12 protein-coding genes are annotated in these 19,401 nt (G+C 66.1%); 7 read left to right on the forward strand and 5 right to left on the reverse strand.

What is annotated here, in order from left to right; all coding sequences use genetic code 11:
* Nucleotides 1-163: 163 nt before the first annotated feature.
* Complete coding sequence (locus LZC94_28990; GenBank protein WXB11880.1) at nt 164-697, reverse strand: MarR family transcriptional regulator; 534 nt, start codon at nt 695-697, stop codon at nt 164-166.
* Nucleotides 698-864: 167 nt separating this feature from the next.
* On the opposite strand from LZC94_28990, the gene LZC94_28995 reads away from it, so the two are divergent.
* Complete coding sequence (locus LZC94_28995; GenBank protein WXB11881.1) at nt 865-1,965, forward strand: Gfo/Idh/MocA family oxidoreductase; 1,101 nt, start codon at nt 865-867, stop codon at nt 1,963-1,965.
* A 44-nt stretch (nt 1,966-2,009) separates the two neighbouring features.
* On the opposite strand, the gene LZC94_29000 is transcribed toward LZC94_28995, so the two are convergent.
* Nucleotides 2,010-2,405: a type II toxin-antitoxin system PemK/MazF family toxin gene (locus tag LZC94_29000; protein WXB11882.1), complete on the reverse strand. Its 396-nt coding sequence runs from the start codon at nt 2,403-2,405 to the stop codon at nt 2,010-2,012.
* Nucleotides 2,406-2,929: 524 nt separating this feature from the next.
* Between LZC94_29000 and LZC94_29005 the strand changes: the two genes are divergently transcribed.
* From LZC94_29005 to LZC94_29025, 5 genes are all read left to right on the forward strand, one after another.
* The gene (locus LZC94_29005) at nt 2,930-3,946 is read left to right on the forward strand and encodes a polysaccharide deacetylase family protein (GenBank protein ID WXB11883.1); all 1,017 of its coding nucleotides are present in this window, start codon (nt 2,930-2,932) and stop codon (nt 3,944-3,946) included.
* Nucleotides 3,947-3,951: 5 nt separating this feature from the next.
* A complete protein-coding gene (locus tag LZC94_29010) occupies nt 3,952-4,359 on the forward strand; it encodes a Dabb family protein (GenBank protein ID WXB11884.1) in 408 nt (135 codons plus the stop codon).
* Nucleotides 4,360-4,660: 301 nt separating this feature from the next.
* The gene (locus tag LZC94_29015) at nt 4,661-6,538 is read left to right on the forward strand and encodes a gamma-glutamyltransferase family protein (protein ID WXB11885.1); all 1,878 of its coding nucleotides are present in this window, start codon (nt 4,661-4,663) and stop codon (nt 6,536-6,538) included.
* Nucleotides 6,539-7,105: 567 nt separating this feature from the next.
* Complete coding sequence (locus tag LZC94_29020; protein WXB11886.1) at nt 7,106-8,224, forward strand: glycosyl hydrolase family 18 protein; 1,119 nt, start codon at nt 7,106-7,108, stop codon at nt 8,222-8,224.
* Nucleotides 8,225-8,813: 589 nt separating this feature from the next.
* Nucleotides 8,814-10,286, forward strand: a complete 1,473-nt coding sequence (locus tag LZC94_29025) for a carboxylesterase family protein (GenBank protein ID WXB11887.1) — start codon at nt 8,814-8,816, stop codon at nt 10,284-10,286.
* 25 nt (nt 10,287-10,311) lie between these two features.
* Here LZC94_29025 and LZC94_29030 read toward each other — a convergent pair whose 3' ends face one another.
* On the reverse strand, nt 10,312-12,096 hold the full coding sequence (locus LZC94_29030) for a serine/threonine protein kinase (protein ID WXB11888.1): 1,785 nt from the start codon (nt 12,094-12,096) through the stop codon (nt 10,312-10,314).
* Nucleotides 12,097-12,423: 327 nt separating this feature from the next.
* The gene (locus tag LZC94_29035) at nt 12,424-15,528 is read right to left on the reverse strand and encodes an amidohydrolase family protein (GenBank protein ID WXB11889.1); all 3,105 of its coding nucleotides are present in this window, start codon (nt 15,526-15,528) and stop codon (nt 12,424-12,426) included.
* A gap of 579 nt (nt 15,529-16,107) precedes the next feature.
* Here LZC94_29035 and LZC94_29040 point away from each other — a divergent pair.
* Nucleotides 16,108-17,400, forward strand: coding sequence for a sigma 54-interacting transcriptional regulator (locus LZC94_29040; protein ID WXB11890.1), 1,293 nt, complete (start codon nt 16,108-16,110; stop codon nt 17,398-17,400).
* Between the two features lie 33 nt (nt 17,401-17,433).
* On the opposite strand, the gene LZC94_29045 is transcribed toward LZC94_29040, so the two are convergent.
* Nucleotides 17,434-19,083, reverse strand: a complete 1,650-nt coding sequence (locus LZC94_29045; GenBank protein WXB11891.1) for a serine/threonine protein kinase — start codon at nt 19,081-19,083, stop codon at nt 17,434-17,436.
* Nucleotides 19,084-19,401 lie beyond the last annotated feature (318 nt).

The raw sequence follows: 19,401 nt of genomic DNA on the forward strand, positions 1-19,401 counted from the left end.
AGACACCCCCATCGCTCACACGCCCTACACTCACACGCCAAACACACAGACCCTCTACGCTCAGACGCTCCCCCTTCCGCACAAACCGACAGCGACCAGCAACAACGCGCCGTCGATAATTCGAAAGCGGCCGACGCCGATCACCGCGCGCCCCAGCGGACCTTTACCCCTTTCGCGAGCGCCCATCGCTCGCCAACAGCCCACCCCCCGCCTTGCGGAGCAGTGAGTCCAGCATCTCACGCTCGGCCCGCGTGAGCTTGGCGAAGGGCTCGCGCACGAGGGTGAAGTATTCGTCAGCACACGCATGCAACCGCTCGAGCCCGAAGGCCGTGATGTGGATGCGTAAGCTGCGACGATCGGAGGCATCGACCTCGCGTCGGATCAGGCCGGCGCGCTCCATCAGGTTGAGACGGTGGGTCACCGTGCCGCTCGGGCAGTTCATCTGGTCCATGAGCTGACTCGGGGTGAGCCCCCCCTCCCCCGCGGAGGCCACGATGGCCAAGGCCGGAAACCCCGACGGCCCCAGGCCGTAGCGCTCCATCATCTCCTCGTAGCGGGCTAGCTGCTCGCGGGCGATGTGGCCCAATCGCATGGAGAGCGTCAGCCCCGAGACATCCCACTCGGGGAATCGCTCCTTCCAACTCGCAGCCACGGCGGCCACGAGATCCTTGCGTGGGTGCTTGACGTCCTTCGACATGCCGGATTTGTAGCGCGGTTCGGTTACTTCGACACCGAGATAAATAGCTCGATGCCGAAGTAAATAGCTCGACGTCGAAGTAAATGCCTCGACGTCGAGGCAAATGCCTTGACGTCGAGACAAACGGCGACAAATATCTCGACATCGAGACAAATGGAGGTGCCTTGGTGAAGAAAATTCGTGTAGGGATCGTTGGGGCGAACGCGGAGCGAGGGTGGGCCAAGGTGGCGCACGTGCCTGCGTTGAGAGCGCTCCCGCAGTTCGAGATCACGGCGGTCAGCACGCGCAATCGGGCGAGCGCGGAGCAGGCGGCGGCGCTGTTTGGGGCGGCGCATGCGTTCGATCGGGTGGAGGCGTTGGTGGCGCATCCCGAGGTGGATGTGGTGACGGTGTCCGTCAAGACGCCGGATCATGCGGCGGTCGTGCGGGCGGCGATTGAGGCGGGGAAGCATGTGTTCTGCGAGTGGCCGCTGGGGGCCTCCACGATCGAGGCCGAGGAGCTCGCGGGGCTCGCCAAGGCGCGCGGGGTTCGTACGGCGATTGGGTTACAACGGCGCTATTTGCCCAGCATCCTCCATGTGCGCGAGCTGATCGCGGAGGGGTACGTGGGGCGGCTGCGGTCGTGCAATTTCAGTTATCCCATTCCCATGATGGGGACGCGGACGCCGATCCAGAATGCGTATTCGACGGATGCCAAGAACGGCGCCACCTTGCTCAGTATCATGGGGGGACACTTCTTCGATCTGGTGTGCTTTGCGCTGGGCGACCTGCGGGAGGTGGCCGCGGTGGTGGCGAGGCAGTTCGAAACGACGACCTTGCTCGAAACCGGAGAGGTGATCCCCGTGAACACACCGCATCAAGTCCTGGTGAGCGGCACGTTCGCGAGCAACGCGGTGCTATCGGCCCACCTCGAGGCGGGAAGGCAGCAAGGTCCTTCCCACTTGACCATGCACATCACGGGGACGGAGGGCTCCCTCGAGCTTCGGAGTGATACGCACGATCCCACCGATCTCCTCCTCTTCGGAGCCCGCGGCGACGAGCCGCACCTCGAAAAGCTGACCGTCCCCCAGGCGCATGTGGGTGAGTACGGCACGGATCTCCAAGGCTCGGCCTATGCGATGACGCAGCTCTATGCCGCGTTCGGGCGCGATATCGCCGATGGGACTTCGCTCGCGCCCGGCTTCGACGATGCGCTCCGGCGGCACCGGTTGCTCGACGCCATCCAAACGGCAGCGTCCACGGGACGAACGCAACCCGTGCCGGGGTGACGAGCCGAGCCTGCGCGTGCGCGAGGAGGTCTTCCGACGTGCGATCACTCCCCGAAGAACGAGCGCTGCTGGAAGCGTAGGCCCGAGAGGATTTGCTCCACGCGGGCGCCGGAGAGCGAGCCGATTCGTTCGCCCAGTTGGGCTTTTTCGACCGAAGCGATCTGAGACACCACCACCACGCTCGGCTTGGGAAGGTCCCCCTCCCCCGGGTCGAGCAGAACATTCCCCGGTTCGTTTGCCCGGTGCACGTTCGAGGTCAATGCGCACACGACCACGGTGGTGATGCGCGAGTGGTTGAAGACATCGTCTTGAACCACCACGTGGGGGTGCGCGCAGCTCGGGATTGGCCCTCGCCCATCGTCGGGCGCAATCCAGAATAGGTCGCCTCGGTCGATCCTCGCGGGACGTGCGGGCACCTTCTCCTCCGCCTTCGTCGTCATATCGGCAGTCTATCGCAATCAGCCGCTCGCGAGCCTCCAATAAAAGCAGCGGGAGCCCGAAAGAGGCGCGAGACTTTTCTCGCGCATGCTGCTAAACAGTTTAGCAAAGAGAGCCGGAAAGGATCCCGCTGCCTCGACTTCGAAGTCGCTGTTTCGTTGACGATGGGATCCCGGATTTCTCACGGTGAGAAGGAATCTGCGCGACCACTCCCGAATACGCGTCAAAACGCGATTCGTCCAAAACGACTGGTATGCACGCTTGACTCGAAGTCCCGAATTGGGTACTCGACGGTCCGTGCATTTGCACGACGAGACGTTCGCCGCCGAATGACCGCGACGTAGTTCGCGAAGAAGCTTGGTTTGCGCCTTCGAATCGCATGGCACGCGTTCGTGACTCGACCTCACAGGTCTTGTTCCGCACGACCCGCTAGCCCAGCGCGAAGCGAGCGCCCACATTCCTGCGGTCCGACATTCGTCTCGGAATTGGGAGTCGTTTCTTTGGATCGAGGAGAGGTGCGCTCACCATGAAAAGAAGAGAGATGCTGACGGGATCCCTGGCCTTGGGGGCCCTGGCGATGACCGGGTGCGCGAGCACCGCGGGGGCCCAACCCACGAAGGCGGTCGGGGCCGGCGCCCCGCTCGCGGGCGTCAAAACGGGCCCGTTTTGGCCGAATGGGGCGCGGCTGGCCGTGTCGGTGTGCATGCAGTTCGAAGGGGGCGGTCAGCCGATCTCGGGTGCGCCGGGTCCCATTACGGTGCCCGTCGAGCCCGGCGTGCCCGACTTGACGCAGAATACCTATTACGAATATGGCCCGAACGAGGGTATTCCCCGCATGCTGGAGCTATTCGACCGGCATGGCATCAAGGTCACCAGCTTCATGATCGGCGAAGCGGTGGACAAGCGGCCCGATCTCGCCAAGGAGATCGTCCGGCGCGGGCACGAGGCGGCCAATCATGGGAAGCAATGGGCATTTCAGTACATGCTCCCGCCGGAGCAGGAGAAGGCCTGGATCCTGAGCGGCCAGAGGAGCATCGAGACGGCGACCGGTGTGACCCCCGTCGGGTACGACTGCTATTGGATGCGCGGCTCGGTCCGCACCCTCGAGCTCCTGCAGGAGTTGGGCTATATTTACCACAACAACGATCTCAGTCGCGACGAGCCCTACGTCCAACGGATCAACGGCAAGCCCTTCGCCGCCGTGCCCTACACCGCCCATTTGAACGACATCGCGTCGTTCGACTTCGATGGCTATGACGCAGACGCTTACGTTCGAGCCGTGTGCGACGAGTTCGATCAACTTTACGCCGAAGCGGCCACCCGGCGACGCATGATGTCCATGAGCCTGCACGATCGAATCAGCGGCCGTCCTTATCGCATTCCGCCGCTCGACCGCATTTTTACGTACATGAAGAGCAAACCCGGCGTCTGGTTCGCGCGGCGGGACGAAATCGCCCGCCACGCGCTGGCCACGCCGCAACGGACCCTCCAGGTCGAGCGTCCACCCGCCCCCATCAGCGGCCTCCCGGGCCGCAGCCATTGAACCCCATGGACCGAAGGCAATTCTTATCGCGCTCGCTCGCCGCCGTCTCCGTGGCCGCGATGGCGACGCCCGCCATGGGCCGTGCCGCGGAAGAGGGAAATCGCATGGTGATTCATATCGTGCTTTTCAAGTTCATGACCACCGCGACCTCGAAGGCCATCGATGACCTGATGGCCCAGGTGCGCGCGTTGCCGAAGGAGATCCCGGGCATCGTCGATGTCGCCTGCGGGCGAAATGTATCTCCGCGGAGCCAAGCGTATACGCACGCCATCACCCTGCGGTTTCGCAACCGGGCGGCGCTCGATGCGTTCTATGCGCACCCCGCGCACCTTCGTCTGATCCGCGAATCGATCAAGCCCATCGTGTCCGAGCTCCTCCCCGTCGACTACGAGGACACGCCGACGCATCCGTGACCGCCGAGCTTTGGGATTCCGACGCGCATCGCCTCGAACATGGCCGTTCGCGAGCGTGGCGATCCGTCATGACGGCGCCGGCTCGAGCCCGAGGTCTTCGCCATGATGCGCGCCATCGACATACACGTAGCATCCGAAGGCGGCCGAGCTTCATCGCGCGGGACGAGAGGGAAATGGCCTCGACCGAGGGCCAAAGCCCCGAGCTCGTGCGGTGACCTAGCGCATGCCCCTTGCAAAGGCCGCGCGCGCGGAGTCGAATCGCTTCTTCTGGACGACATGTCCATCCCCGAAGGAGCTTTCCATGACGACGGTTCCCATGAAGGCGCTGGGGGGCGCCGCGTTTCTTCTCATCCTCGCATCGGCCCCCATGTCCGGCGGCCAGGCATGGGCTCAACCCGCCCCGCTCATGTCGGCGTGCGATGCCGAGCCAAGACCGCCGGCCTGCAACGCGGTGCGCGGTGATCGCGCCGAAGGTTGGCGCGCGCAGGGCCGCGCGGAGGTGATGGCCCAACACGGTATGGTCACCAGCAGCCAGCCGCTCGCCTCGCAGGCGGGCCTGCAAGTGCTCATGAAGGGCGGCAACGCCATCGATGCCGCCATCGCCGCCTCCGCGGTGCTCAATGTGGTGGAGCCGATGAACACCGGCATCGCGGGCGACTTGTTCGTCATGGTGTACATCGCAAAAGAGAAGAAGCTGTATGCCCTCAACGCGAGCGGTATGGCGCCGACGGGGGCGAACCTCGAGCGGTTCCAATCCCTCGGCTACCGCGCCGACCCCGCGAACTTCGGCCCGGGCTCCGGGATGCCCGGCTACGGCATTCTGCCGGTGACCGTGCCGGGGGCCGCGTGGGGTTGGGAGGAGCTCCTCAAGCGATTCGGCAAAAAGACCTTCAAGGACGTGCTCGCGCCGGCCATCGACTATGCGGAGAACGGATTTCCCATCTCGCAGCGCATTGCCCATGATTGGGTGTTGCCCAACGCGCTGCCCCTGCGCGGCTGCTGTACGGCGCCCGATCCCGACACCATCAAGACCTGGTACATCGACGGCAAGCAGCCCGTCGCCGGGCAGGTCTTTCGCAACGCCGATCTGGCCAAGACCTTCCGGCTCCTCGCGCAGCACGGCCGCGACGTCTTCTACAAGGGCGAGATCGCCAAGGCCATCGTGGCCAAATCGAACGCCCTGGGCGGCAGCATGACCCTGGAGGATCTCGCCACCTACAAGGGCGAGTGGAGCACCCCGGCCACCAGCGAGTACCGCGGTTACCGGGTCGCCGAGCTCCCCCCGCCCTCGCAGGCGTGGGGCACCAACGTCATGTTGAACGTCCTCGAGACGTGCATGCCCAAGTGGGCGCCGGGGCAGTCGCTCGCCAGCTTGGGTCCGCGAAACGCCAAGTACTGGCACTTCTTGGTGGAGGCGAAGAAGCTCGCGTACGCGGATCTCTTTCGCTACAACGGCGATCCCAACTTCGTGAAGATCCCGCTGGCCGACTTGCTGTCGAAGGCGCACGCGGAGAAGCTTTGCAGCAAGGTCGATCCCAAGCGCGCGTCGTCCACGGGCCCCGCGGCCCCCGTCAACGCGGGCGGCGACACCGTCGTGCTCTCCACCGCGGACGCGGAGGGCAACATGGTGTCGTGGGTCAGCAGCAATTATCAGAGCTTCGGATCGGGCATCACCGTTCCGGGGTATGGCTTCGTGCTGCACAACCGCGGCTCCCTCTTCAGCCTATCGCCGACGAGCCCCAACGTGATCGCGCCGCACAAGCGGCCGTTCAACACGCTGTCGGCCGGCTTCGTCATGCGAAATGACAATACGCCGCTCATGTCCATTCTGCTGATGGGCGGCGATATGCAGGCGCAAGGTCACGCCCAGACCCTGGTGAGCATCCTCGACCTCGGCGCCAATTTGCAGGCGGCGACCGATATGGCGCGCTTCCACCACGTGCAGGTCCCCAACCGGCTGGAGCTCGAGTCGAGCTTGGCCAACCTCATAGGCCGAGACCTCCTCTCCATGGGGCACAACGTCGTCTCCATCGACGGCACCCCCGTGGGCGGCTTTCAATCCATCCTGTTCACGCCGCTCCCCGCGGGCGCGCCGGCCGGCGCGGGCGCCCCTCGCGTGCACGGTTTCTATCGCGCGGCCTCCGATCATCGAAAAGATGGTGAGGCCGTCGGCTGGTAGCATTTTCGAGTCGGATTGTGCCCTCGTAAGCACCTACCCACGTGCGCGCGAGGGCACGCGCGCCGGCGCGCACCGGGTGAAGGTAGCGCTTTGTCCTCCACGCACGCGCGCCTATGGTGCTCGGATGCGCGACGTCGTCTTATCGTGTGCCTTCCTCGCCATGACCTTCGTGCTCGGTGATCTGCGCGCGGAGACACCGGCGCCGGCCCAGCCGCGGCCGGCGGATCCTGGAAAGCCCACCGTGGTACATCGAAGTGCCTCACCGCCGCCGCCGCGCCGTAACCCCAAGAAGAGCCCGCGCCGGCGCAAGCACCCTGCCGATCCTGCCGTCGGGTCGGCAGCGGCTCGGCCGGGCGGTGCACCTTCTGCCGCGCCGGGCGCGCCGCCGCGGGAGCCGAAACCGCCGACGCGCGATAAGCGAGTACGCAAAGTGAAAATCAAGAAAAAAGACACGACGCGCGTACACACGATTTGATCGATCGCGGCTCGTAGGCGCGTGTATCCGAAGTACATGCGGTTCGGGCCCCAGCGCCTCGCAGGCGCGTGAATTGCTGGGGACCTGCCACCATGAACATTGCAAGGCTTGGATGGACCTTGGTCCTCGGTGCGCTGGTGGCTTGTTCGTCGACGGAGTCCCCTCGTTCGCAATCGGGCAATGATGGGGATGGCCCCCGCCCGGGCTCGGAGACGGGGGCACCCGGCCGCGGCCCAGGCACCGGCGATCCCAACGCGGGCAACGGCGGCGGCTCGGGAGGAGGCGGCGGCTCGGGAGGGAGCGGCAGCGGCGCGGCCGAGTATGCACCGTATTTTTACACGTGGGGCTGGGGCAATCCCGTTTATCCATTTACGAGCCTGGTGGACATGAAGGCCAAAGGCGGCCCCGCCGCCGTCACCTTGGCCTTCGTGCTGTCGAGCGGCGGGTGCGCGGCCACCACCGACGTGCAAGAGCACCTCGCCGACGTCAAAGCGTATGTGGCGGCCGGCGGTCACGTGAAAGCATCGTTCGGCGGCGCCAATGGCACGTACCTGGAGAATGCGTGCGCGGACGCGACCTCGCTCGCCAACGCGATCACGGGCTATGTGCGCGCCACCGGCATCGACGATCTCGACTTCGACGTGGAGCAGAGCGGCGCCATGACCCCGCAGGTGAACGCGCTTCGCGCGCGGGCGCTGGCCACCGTGCAGAAGCAGACCGGCGCCCGCATCTCGTTGACCCTCGCCGCGCTCCCGCGCGATAAGTTCAACACCCCCGGCGGGCTCGGTGCGACCTCCGTCGATGTCGTGAAGGCGGCGGTGGCGGCGGGGGTCGAGCTCACGCACGTCAATTTGATGGTCATGGATTATGGCAATTACTTCAGCGAGGGAAAGAAGATGGGCGAGCTGGCCATTTCGGCCCTCACCGACGCCAATGCCCAACTACGAAGTGCCCTATCCGGCTCGAGCGAAGCAGACGCGTGGAAGATGCTCGGCGCCACCCCCATGATCGGCGAGAACGACGTGGCGAGCGAGGTCTTCACCTTGGAAGACGCGCGCACCTTGGCGGCGTTCGCCAAGAGCAAGTCGCTCGGGTTGCTCTCGTTCTGGGCCATCCATCGCGATCAGCCGTGCGGGGGCGATACCAGCAAGGCCATCTGCAACCGCGTCGGGGGCGCGGCGTTCTCGTTCCATCAGATCTTGCGACCCTGACCGAAGGTGCGCCGCTTGCACCGGCCCCTCATCGGGGGTACGCCGCCCTGCGCGGTTCCTTTCACGCGGGAGGTGTCATCATGAATGGTCGGGCGTGTGGGTTCGGTGCGGCGATCGCAGCCTTCGCAGTGGCGTCGTGCTCAACGGCGGCAGCCAACCGGGGTACGGTGATGCGGAATGTCGACGAAGGTGAGTCGCGGGTGCGAATCACGTCCGCCGAATTTCGAGAGGGCGATTCGATCCAATTTTTACGGGATACATGTGGCACCCGAACCCGCGGCTCGGGCTCGCCGAATTGCAGGCTCCAACCGGTGGGCACGGGCATGATCACCCGCATCGTCCAACCGAACGAGGCCGCAGTACGGCCCGACCCAGGCATTACCGTTCAGCCGGGGGATGCGGTACAAAAGATTCCGAAATGATCGGGTCACGGAAGTATTCGCGACGCGAGGCATTGCGAGCTGGTCTCACGGGGCTCGGCAATGTCGCGTGCGGTCGATGGTTGCAAACCTATGCCCGATGCGCGGCATCGGTCGGGTCGGGAGCGGTCGCCGGCTGCGCCGATTCGCGGCCCGAGCCGGTTGGCCCCGTGGTGGACACCCAAAGCGGCAAGGTGCGCGGGCGCGATGCCGGCGATCCGCGATCCCCTGGCGCCAACCCTATCGTGCACGTGTTTCGCGGAATTCCATTTGCCGCGCCGCCCTTTGGCAAAAATCGATTTCGCGCGCCGATAAAACCGGAGCCTTGGGGCGGGGTGCGCGACGCAACGAAGTACGGGCCGGTGTGCCCGCAGATCGGCAACCGCTTTGCCTGGAAGGGCGGACCGCCCCAAGGTGACGATTGTTTGACCCTCAACGTGTGGACACCCGCGCTGGGCTCGGCGCGCCTGCCCGTGCTGGTGTGGTTTCACGGCGGCTCGTACATGTATGGAACGGGCGCGCTCCCCGGGCGCGAGGGCGCGGCGTTTTCGCGCGACGGGGTGATCCTCGTTTCCTGCAATTACCGACTTGGCGCCGAAGGGAGCCTTTGGGTCGGCGACGAGCCGGGATCGGGCGCATTCGGTCTTCTCGATCAGCTGGCGGCCTTGGGGTGGGTGCACGAGAACATCGCCGCGTTCGGCGGCGCTCCGGACAATGTCACCATCTTCGGCCAATCGGCCGGTGGCACCTCGGTGAGCGCCTTGCTCGCCGTCCCCTCGGCGCGCGGCCTCTTTCGCAGAGCCGTCCCCATCAGCGGCGGCGGCAACGCCACCCGCTCCCCAAAAGACGCGGGAACGATCACGCGCGCCATCTTCGACGCCGCCAACCTCGCGCAAGGCGATTTCGAAGCGCTGCGAGCCCTCCCGCCGGAGGGGCTTTTGCGCGCGCAGGAGATCGTGGGCGCGTCCACGGATCCTTCGCTCAAAGCCATCGAAGTGTACTGGGCGCCCATGCACGGGGGCGACGTGCTCCCCGAGCTCCCCATTCGGGCGGTGGCCCGCGGCGCGGCCAAAGGCGTCGATCTCTTGACGGGGACCACGAGCGAAGAGTGGAAATTCTTCACCGCGCTCTCGCCGGCCGTCCTCGCTCGAGCCGAGCCCTCGATGACCCCCATGATGGAGGCGGCCGGCCGCACCTTCCAGAGCGCCTATGCCGTCTACGAGAAGAACCGCCCCGGGCAGCCGCGCAACGAAATCCTCACGGCCATGGAAACGGATCATTGGTTTCGCATCCGCCAGATCCGGCTCGCCGAGGCGCAGCTCGCGCACCACGGCGCAACATGGATGTATCTGTTCACATGGCCGTCGACCGCTTACGGCGGCGTGCTGGGCGCGGCGCACGCCATGGATATCCCCTTTCTATTCGACGATATTCAATCGTATACCGATTTCACCGGCCCCAATCCCCCCGAGGAGCTCGCGGCGCGCATGCACGGCGCCCTGGTGTCGTTCGCCAAAGACGGCGATCCCGGCTGGGCGCGGTATGAGCCGAGCGGGCGCACGACCATGGAGTTCGGCCGCGCGATCCGTACCGTCGAGGATCCCATGGGCGACGAGCGCGCCGTTTGGGATGGCGTTCAATAGACCGGGTCCAAGGAAGCGACCATCCTCACGGATGCCAGGGATCGCGATCGAGCGGGGGCTTGCTGCTCGAGGAGACCGGGGGCGCGGCGCTCGCCGGCGGCGCCGTGCTCGCGGGCGGCGGGGGTAATTCGACCGTCGCGCTGGGTGCAGACGCCGCAGCGGGCGGCGACGCCGTGGACTTGGGGCTCCCGCCCACGCGCCGGATCGCCGGCCGATTCGGCTGCGCGGGTCGGGTGATGGGCGCGGATCGCACGTGCGGAGCGGGTCGCGCTTGTGGGGCGGATGGCCCTTCTGGAACGACCGGCGGCCGCGCTTCCGGCGCGACCACGGGCGCCGCCGTCTCGGAAACGGCGCCGTCGCGTTCGGGATCGCGCTCTTCGGGCTTGGCCGCCTGCGCCGACACCTGCGCCGGGGCGGACGCCGACACCTGCGCCGACGCCGACGCCACCCCCGGATCCGGCAGCGGCTTTTTGCGCACGAAGTGCATCACCATGGCGCCGGCGGCGAGCAACGCGGCCAGCACCACCGAGGCCTGGAGCGCCCGCCGCGCGCGCGACGTCTTCTTCGCGCGCGAAGGCGGCTCGAACGACGCTCGGTCCAGGAACCCGACGGCGAGCCGCCCCTCCGAGGAATCGTTCGCAGGAGCGAGCCGGGGCGGCGAGGCGTCGTCCGCCGGCGGCGCGTGCGGATCGATGAAGATCGGGATCTCCGCCGAGTTGGTCTCTTGCTTGCGGAGCTCGTTCTCGATGGCCCGCGTCACCTCGGCGTGCGAATCCGCAAAGAGCTCGCTCACGCAGCGGCCGATGTCGCGGCTCCCGCGCGGGGTCGACAGCGTATCCAAGTAGGCGTCGATGGCTTCGGCCAGCTCCGCGGCCGTGCGATAGCGGTTCTCGCGATCGGGCGCCAGCGCGCGCTCGCAAATGCTCACCAGCTGCGGGTGAAGATGCGGATCGACGCTCAGCGGCGACGGAATCTCCCCCGCCGAGACGCGGCTGTAGATCTCCATGTCCGACAGGCCCTTCCAGAGCCGCGTGCGCGTGATCGCCTGCCACACCATCACGCCGAGCGCAAAGATGTCCGCGCGCCGATCGATCCCCCCCTTGCCCTGAAACTGCTCGGGCGCCATGTACGCGCACTTGCCCTTGATGACACCCGTTCGCGTTTGATGCGACGAATCCGCCGCCTTGGCGATGCCGAAATCGAGCACCTTCACCTGCCCCGCGTAGGTGATGAACACGTTGTGCGGGGACACGTCGCGATGCACGATTTGGAGCGGCCGCCCATCGATGTCCGAGAGCTCGTGTGCATAATGCAACCCCGCGGCCACATCGGCGAGAATGCGCAAATGCATCGCAACGGTGAAGCCCGCGCCGGGTCCCGTTTGCGTGCCGATGGTGACCGGCGGAACCGATGGCACCGGCGGGGCGGATGGAACGGGTCCGACCGATGCGACAGGCGGCGCCGGTGAAGCCGATGCGGCCGAAGCGTCCGATCCGGCAGGTGCCGTCAACGTGGCGGAGGTGGTCGAGGTGACCGGGGCCGCCGCGGCGGCCTGCGTGCGCCGGACGATCGCATCGAGGGTCTGCCCCTCGAGGTACTCCATGGCCATGAAGTAGTGCGCGCCGTCGAAGCCAACCTCGTTGATTTGAACGATGTTCGAGTGGTTCAAGCGGGCCGAGAGACGCGCCTCGTCCAGGAACATCTGCCGAAAATCGGGATCCGAGGCCAATGTCGGCAAAAGTCGTTTGATGACTTGCAGCTTATTGAAATGTCCCGGACCTCGAATGACAGCGACGTACACGCGGCTCATGCCGCCATGGCCGATCTCGAGGAGGGGCCGATACTTCCCGGACCCGTGTGCATCGGAGATTGAACCGCGAGAGCCCGGGGGCGTCGAGACGGTCACCGAAGCCACCGGCCCCCGCATAGCAGCTCGTCCACGGTGGGGGCGCAGCGCATCGGTCGACAGTCTACAAAAACGACGTGGGCAATCCAGTCAAACGAACTTTCGATCCGTTTCGACGAATATCTGAGCCGAGCCTCACACGACTTGACCCGCCCGCGTCACTCTTTTGTCTCATCGAGCTAAACAGTCGCTGCAGAGCCCGATGACGTTGCGACAACAGTTACATCTACGTCATCGGTGATCGTCCTCGATCATGTTTTCCGGATCATGCCACCAGTACCGTTCGGCCGCCCCCTCCAGCCCTGGCGCGAGCTGCCGTCCAGCTGCGGCTGCGGGTGCGGGCTTCGGCGGGAACGGCGCCATCAACGCCTCCACCGTGTGCAGCTTCCCGTTCTTCATGACCGCGCGGACGTTTGCCAGGTCCTCGATGCGATCGAGCGGGTTGCCTTCGACGATCACCAGATCGGCGAGCTTCCCCCGCTCGAGTGTGCCCAAGTCGTCCCCGGCAGAAATCGCCTCGGCGGCCAGCTTGGTGGCGGTCTGCAGCGCGCGCCACGGGGGCAGGCCACCCAGCTTCACCTGGGAACGGAGGTTCAAATGAAGCGCGGTGGCCACGTCGTCCAAGGGCGAGTCGGTGCCCGCGAGCATGGTGCCGCCGGCTGCGAGGATGCTGCGGACGGTGTCCTCCTCGCGCCGCAGCGACTCCAAGAGGAGCGTTTGATCCGTAGTTACCGCCGTATCGCGCTTGTTTCGTAGGATGGTCTGATCCCAAGGCGTGTTCAACGCGAGCAGCCGCGGATCGTCCACCATGCCGGGATCGTCGGCGTAGAGCGAGGGCGTGAAGGTGGTGCTGATGCCGAACATCCCCGACAGCCGCAAGGAGTCGCGCATGTCGCCGTAGCTCACGCCGGCCATCGAGCGCGTGTACGCAAACCCCAAACGCGCCGTCGCGCTCACGTGCGTGATCCCGTCGACCCCGTAGGCCATGACCGGCGGCATGTAGTGCGAGGCCACGTGCACGCCCAGGCGCTCGTGGGCAAAGCGCGCGATCTTCGCCTGGTCCCGGTGGGGCAAGCGAACGTACGTCTTGACCATGTCGTAATCGAGGGCCTGCGCGCGGGCGAGCTCGCGCGCGAGCTGGGCGTCACCCCCGGTGACCGGCCGCATGAAATTGTAATAAATGCGCTCGCCGTCGATGGCCTCCCCGGTGGGGAAGAAGCGCGGGCCGACCCGCTCGCCCGACGCAAAAGCCTCCGCCGTCTCCACCGCGCGGTACGCGGGATCGCCGACCGAGTCGAGCGACGTCACGCCGTACGCCAGCCAGAGGCGCCCGAGCCGATCGCCGTGGAACTTGCCGCTGATCCACTGATGCGTGTGCGACTCCCATAGCCCGGGGAGGACCGTCCGGCGCGAAGCATCGATATGGGTCACGCGCGCGCCGTCGTCGGCGTGCGCATCGTGCGGCCGAATGCGCGCGATGCGATGGCCGTCGATCACGAGATCCACGTCGGTCATCACGTTGGCGCCGCGCCCGTCCCAAAGCTTTCCGGCATGAATCACCGTGCGCCCCTCGGGCATCTCCGGGCGGTACGCGAGCTCCAGCGGAACGTCGCGCGGGGGCCCGCCGGCGCGATCGACCTCGCGCAGCTTGCCGTTGGAGAGATAAAGGAGCGTTCGCGAGTCGCCGCTCCAGCTCGGCGCATCGGTCACCTCGTCATTGATTCGAACCGGATCGCCTTGCGGGATGCCCTGGGCATTGACGGGTTTGATCCAGAGCGTGCTCTGCATGACGAAGGCGACCGCGCTGCCGTCCGGCGCATACACGGGGCCATCCTCGCCGCGGGTGCTGATCGACTCGAACGGCGCGGGCTCGGTGTACGTGAGCGCGCCGGTGGTCAGGTTCACCGTGAGGATCTGGCTGGTCCCCTCGCGAAAGCGACGGCTGTACGGCTTGAGCGCCGCCACCGCGAGGGTGGCGCCGCCCGCGTGCCAGCTCGGCTTGGAGGGCGCGAAGAGGGATGGCAGCACCTGCCGAACATTTCCAGTGGCAATTTCCACGGTGAATGTTGCGTTGGTCTGATTTTGAAAAGCGAGCATGCGCCCGTCGGGCGACCAAGCCGATGAAACCTCCGCGCCCGGCAACGACGTGACGCGCTGCTCTCCCCCGCCCTCGAGCTCGACGATATAGAGATCTTCCGTCCCCGCCTTGTCGGACGAATAGGCGATCTTCCGGCCATCGGGCGACCAGGACGGGTCGGCCTTGAAATAGCGATCGTTCGTGAGCGCGCGCGGCGGCTGCCCGCGCGTCATGACCCAGATCTGGTTGAGCGCCTGAAAGAGGATTTGGCGACCATCCGGCGAGAGGCTCGGCCCGACGATGCCCTTGGCGCGCCTTGGCCCATCGGCGTCGAAGTCGCGAGGACGGTGATGGTATTCGGATTGGGCAGCCTCCACCTTGGCGCGAAAATCAATGGTGCGGGTGGTACCCGCATCCACATCGGCAACGTGGATCTTTCCATTTGCCGTGTAGAGGAGCGAATGCGAACCGAGCCAATGCGCGTGAAATGGAAAGACGTCGGTGTTCGCGCCGACCCGTGTGCCCGAGAGCATCAAAAGACTTTCGGCCGGGCGCGCCGGAGCTCCAATTTGCTGCGTGTACGCGACCCGTTGGCCGTCGGGCGATACGGATGGCGACGCGATGCGCATCCCCGCAGGCGCCGCGATCAAGGTGCGGGCGGCGCCGCGGGAGGTGGAGGCCTGGACCGAGGTTCCGACGGCCCCCGTCCCCACGGCATAGGCGATCTCGCTTCCACCGGGGAGCCAATCGGGCTCGAACTCGTCGGTCCCGGCCGACGTCCAACGTTGGAGCGACCCCGTCGCGACGTCGGCCACCCAAATGTCATAGCTCCCTTCGAAGGCGCGATCGGAAGAGAACGCGATCCGTGCGCCATCGGGGGAGAACCGCGGCTCGCGATCGTCGCCATGGCCCGAGGTCAATGCACGCAGGCCGCTCCCGTCGGGGCGCATGAGCCAAATGTGAAAGGTGCCCCCCGAATAGGCTTGAAAGGCGACCCAATCGCCGGCCGGGGACCAGTGCGGGCGCGCCGGCTCCAACAAAGGATCGGTCAACCGGGTGGCGTCGCCGCCGGATGCCGGGACCGACCAGAGCGCTCCTTGAAGATCGAAAATGACGCGCTGCCCATCGGGCGACAGGGTCGCCGCCAGGTTGGTGCCCTCGGTCACGTTCACCGTCACCCGGCGCTCGCCCTCGCACGACGATGGCCCGAACGCCGTGAGCATGAGACCGAGCGAGCCGAGCGCGATGCACGAAGCCACGGGCAGAACGCGTTGAAATCGCCGCGGTGCGGCGACTGAACCGAGGTGACGTCGCATGCCGTGGATTTAGTTCGAATCATGAAAATCGCAAACCCAATTTGCGATTCGAACATCCGAGCGATTCGATGTCTTCATGATGCATCCTGCACACGGAACATGACCGCGCGCCCATGTCGATATGCGAGTAGTCGAAGTGCCAGGGTGGGCCGTGGCACGTGCCGCCCACGTTTGCGTGCGCGCATCAGGGTACGAGTCGCACTCAGTCTCACTCTTTTTTCGAGCGCGCGCGGCGCGCGTGGACTGCGGGTCCACAGCTTCGAACCGGCGCCTCTCGTGATGTGGATTGCGGGTACACACCCGGGCGGCGCGCGGCGCTCGGGCGCGCCCTTCGAAGCCGGTTGCGCGGGCGGAGGGGGGTGTTATTGGATTTGCATGGTTTGCGGGCCATCCCCACGATGAAGTCTTTTTCGGCGCCCTCGCGGACCAGCTGGGCGCCGAATGACGGACGCACCTTTCTTTCTTAACTAATTCTTACCGATCCATTGCCCGGGGGGGGCGCGGTGCGCGTACACTGCGCGGATGGCCGACGAGGAGGGGGCGAACGAGAGCAGCATCGAAACGCTGATTCACGATCGCGGGATGCAAGCCGTTCGGCGTCACCATCCCCGGCTCCGTTGGACGGACGCGAGCGGGCCGCACGAGCTCGTGGTTCGCGACGTGTCCATCGTGGGCAGCTCCCAGCGCGCGCAGCTGCGCGTGGACGACCGTACCGTCTCGCGACTGCACGCCGAGCTGGAGCTCAAGCCGGACGGGCTCTGGGTTCGCGATCTCGGAAGTCGCAATGGCACCTTCGTGCAGGACGTTCTGGTGTCGATGGCGCGCATTCCGGACAATGGCGTGCTGCGCGTCGGGTTCACCCAGCTGGCCATGGACCGCGCCCCCGAGGACGCCGTCGTTCACCTTTGGCCAACGGATCGATTCGGTCCGCTGATCGGCACGAGCACGGCGCTGCGGGAGCTGTTCGCGTCGCTCGCGCGCATCGCGGCCACGGACAGCAGCGTCTTCATCCAAGGCGAAACGGGGACGGGCAAGGAGCTCGTGGCGCGCGCCATCCACGACGCTTCACCCCGGCGCGACGGCCCCTTCGTGGTCGTCGATTGCGCAGCCATGTCCGAGCACCGCCTGGTGGAGGTCGAGCTCTTTGGTTGCGTCAAGGGGGCGTTCGAGGGCGCGGACGCGCGCGAGGGTGCGCTCGAATCGGCCCATGGTGGCACGCTCTTTCTGGACGAAATCGGTGAGCTCCCCCTGGCGATTCAGCCGAAGCTCCTTCGCGCGCTGGACTCCCGCGAGGTCAAACGCGTCGGTGAGACCACGGCCCGCACGATCGACGTGCGCTTCGTCTCGGCGTCGCATCGGGATCTCCAGAAGATGGCCAACACGCGCGCCTTCCGGGAAGATCTCTATTTCCGGCTGGCCGTTCTTCCGGTGCGCGTCCCCCCGCTGCGCGAGCGCATGGAGGATATCCCTCTTTTGGCGAGCCACTTTGCCGCGCGCATCGGCGGCGCCCTCGAGCCGCCGTTGCTCGAGGAGATGAGCCAGATGCCTTGGTTTGGAAACGTCCGCGAGCTCCGCAATTTCGTGGAGCGCGCCATCGCGCTCGGCGCGCACCGCGCCCTCGATATGGCGACCACCCCGGCGCCCCGCATGGAGACCGCCTACAAGGAGTTTCGCGAGCGCTGGATCGAATTTGGAGAGCGCGAGTATCTGCGCAAACTGCTGGACCGGCACGGACGGCAGGTGGCGAGCGCCGCGCAAGAGGCGGGGCTCGATCGAACGTACCTGTACCGCCTCCTTCGCAAACACACGCTCTGATCCGAGCTCCTCGCGCGATCGCCGCGCGGGCGATCAATCGCTCCAAGGATTGCGATCGAGAGGCGGCTTGCCACCCGCCGGTGCAGGCGCGGGTGCGGGCGGTACGATCGCAGGTGCGGGCGCCGCGGAGGACGCCGGAGGGCTCGATGGCGACGAGGGCAAAACCGGCGCAGCGGGGGCCGCTCGGGCCGGGACATTTCGCGCGGGACGCGCCGTCTTGGCGGGATTTGCCTTTGCGTCGTTTGCCCTTGCATCGGCGGAGAGCGCCGGCGGCTGCGCGGACGGCCGTACCGAAGGCCGCGCTTCTTCGGGAGGAGCCGGCGTCTCGTCGCGAAACGTTCGCGGCTCTTCACGCTTCGTCGTCGGAACGGTGACCGTGTCCGCCGTCGAATCGTGGATGGCCACGGGCGGCGGCGCGACCTGGTGCAGCTCCCGCCAAAGCGGGTATCCCGCAGCGCCAATCCCCGCCAGCGCGAGCACGGCCGCCGCGCGAACGCGTCCCTTGCGCGCGGCGGATGCCGCCGGTGCGACGGGCGCATCCGGCTCCTCGGGCAAAGGCGGCGCCATGGGGTCGGCCGGCGAAGGCTCGTCGGGATCGAGGCCGGCGGGGACCTCCGCCATCTTCACGCTCTCGAGCTTGCGGAGCTCCGTCTCGATATCCGCCTTTATCTTGGCCAAGCTTTCGCCAAACACGGAGCTCACGTACTTGCCGATATCGCGCGCGCTCTCCACGTGCGGCAATCCGCTCAAATAGGCATCGATGGCATCGGCGAGCTCCGCGGCCGTTCGATAGCGCTCCGCGGGGTAGAACGCGAGCGCGCGATCGCAGATGGCCACGAGCGCCGGGGGCAGATCGGGATCCACCGCCAGGGGCGAAGGGATCCGCCGCAGCGCCATGCGCTGAAAGATTTCGGCCTCCGACAGCCCCTTCCACAGGCGCTTGCGGGTGATCGCCTGCCAGACCATCACCCCGAGGGAGAAGACGTCGGCCCGGCGATCGACGTGTTTGGCCCCGAACTGCTCGGGCGACATGTACGAGCACTTCCCTTTGAGCACCCCGGTGCGCGTGTGCACCGATGTATCGGCCGCCTTGGCAATTCCGAAGTCGAGCACCTTGACCTGCCCCGCGCAGGTGACGAAGACATTGTGCGGAGACACGTCGCGATGCACGATGCCGAGCGGTTTGCCATCGATGCCGGTGAGCTCGTGTGCATAATGCAACCCTGCGCACGCATCGGCGATGATGCGCAGGTGCATCGCAATCGTGAACTCGGGATCATTCGTGACACGCGCCCGGCGCGCGATCGCGTCCAGCGATTGACCCTCCAGGTACTCCATCGCCATGAACGGGTGTGTCCCGTCGAAACCCACTTCGTTGATCTGGACGATGTTGGAATGATTGAGCTTGGCGGAGAGGCGCGCCTCTTCCATGAACATCTCGCGAAACTCGCGATCTTCCGACAATGTAGGCAGGAGCCGCTTGATGGCTTGGAGCTTGTTGAAGCCACCGGGGCCGCGAACGACCGCCACATGAACGCGGCTCATCCCTCCCTGACCAAGCTCGAGAATCAGATGATACTTGTCGAACGCGCGCCCGCCGCCAATCCTCTGGCGCTGGCTCGAGACGAGATCGCTCCCGCGAGCCTCGGGCCTTTCCTGGATCGAACGGATTCGAGACTCCATCGGGGGCACCCTCCGCAAAATCACGATTACGAATTAAGCTGCTTCGAACGTCCTGGCCACAAGGAGATTGTCGACATCGAACGTGACGATGCGATGACCCCGTTTCGATGTCGCATGTACAGCATTTTTGTTGCATTTGCGCGCGCCCTCTCTCGACAGATGAGCCGCACCATGCGAAAATTCGCCCGGGGTTCTTGCACGCACATGGTTCCCGTGATCTCATGATCGCACCAGGGATCCTCTCGATCGTCCCCGCGTGAGCCAGAGGAAGAGCCTCGGGCTCTTTGTCGAGAAGGTCGAGGAGGTCGAGGAGGTCCA

It is taken from the genome of Sorangiineae bacterium MSr11954 (genome assembly GCA_037157815.1).
Taxonomy (GTDB): Bacteria; Myxococcota_A; Polyangia; order Polyangiales; family Polyangiaceae; genus Pendulispora; species Pendulispora albinea.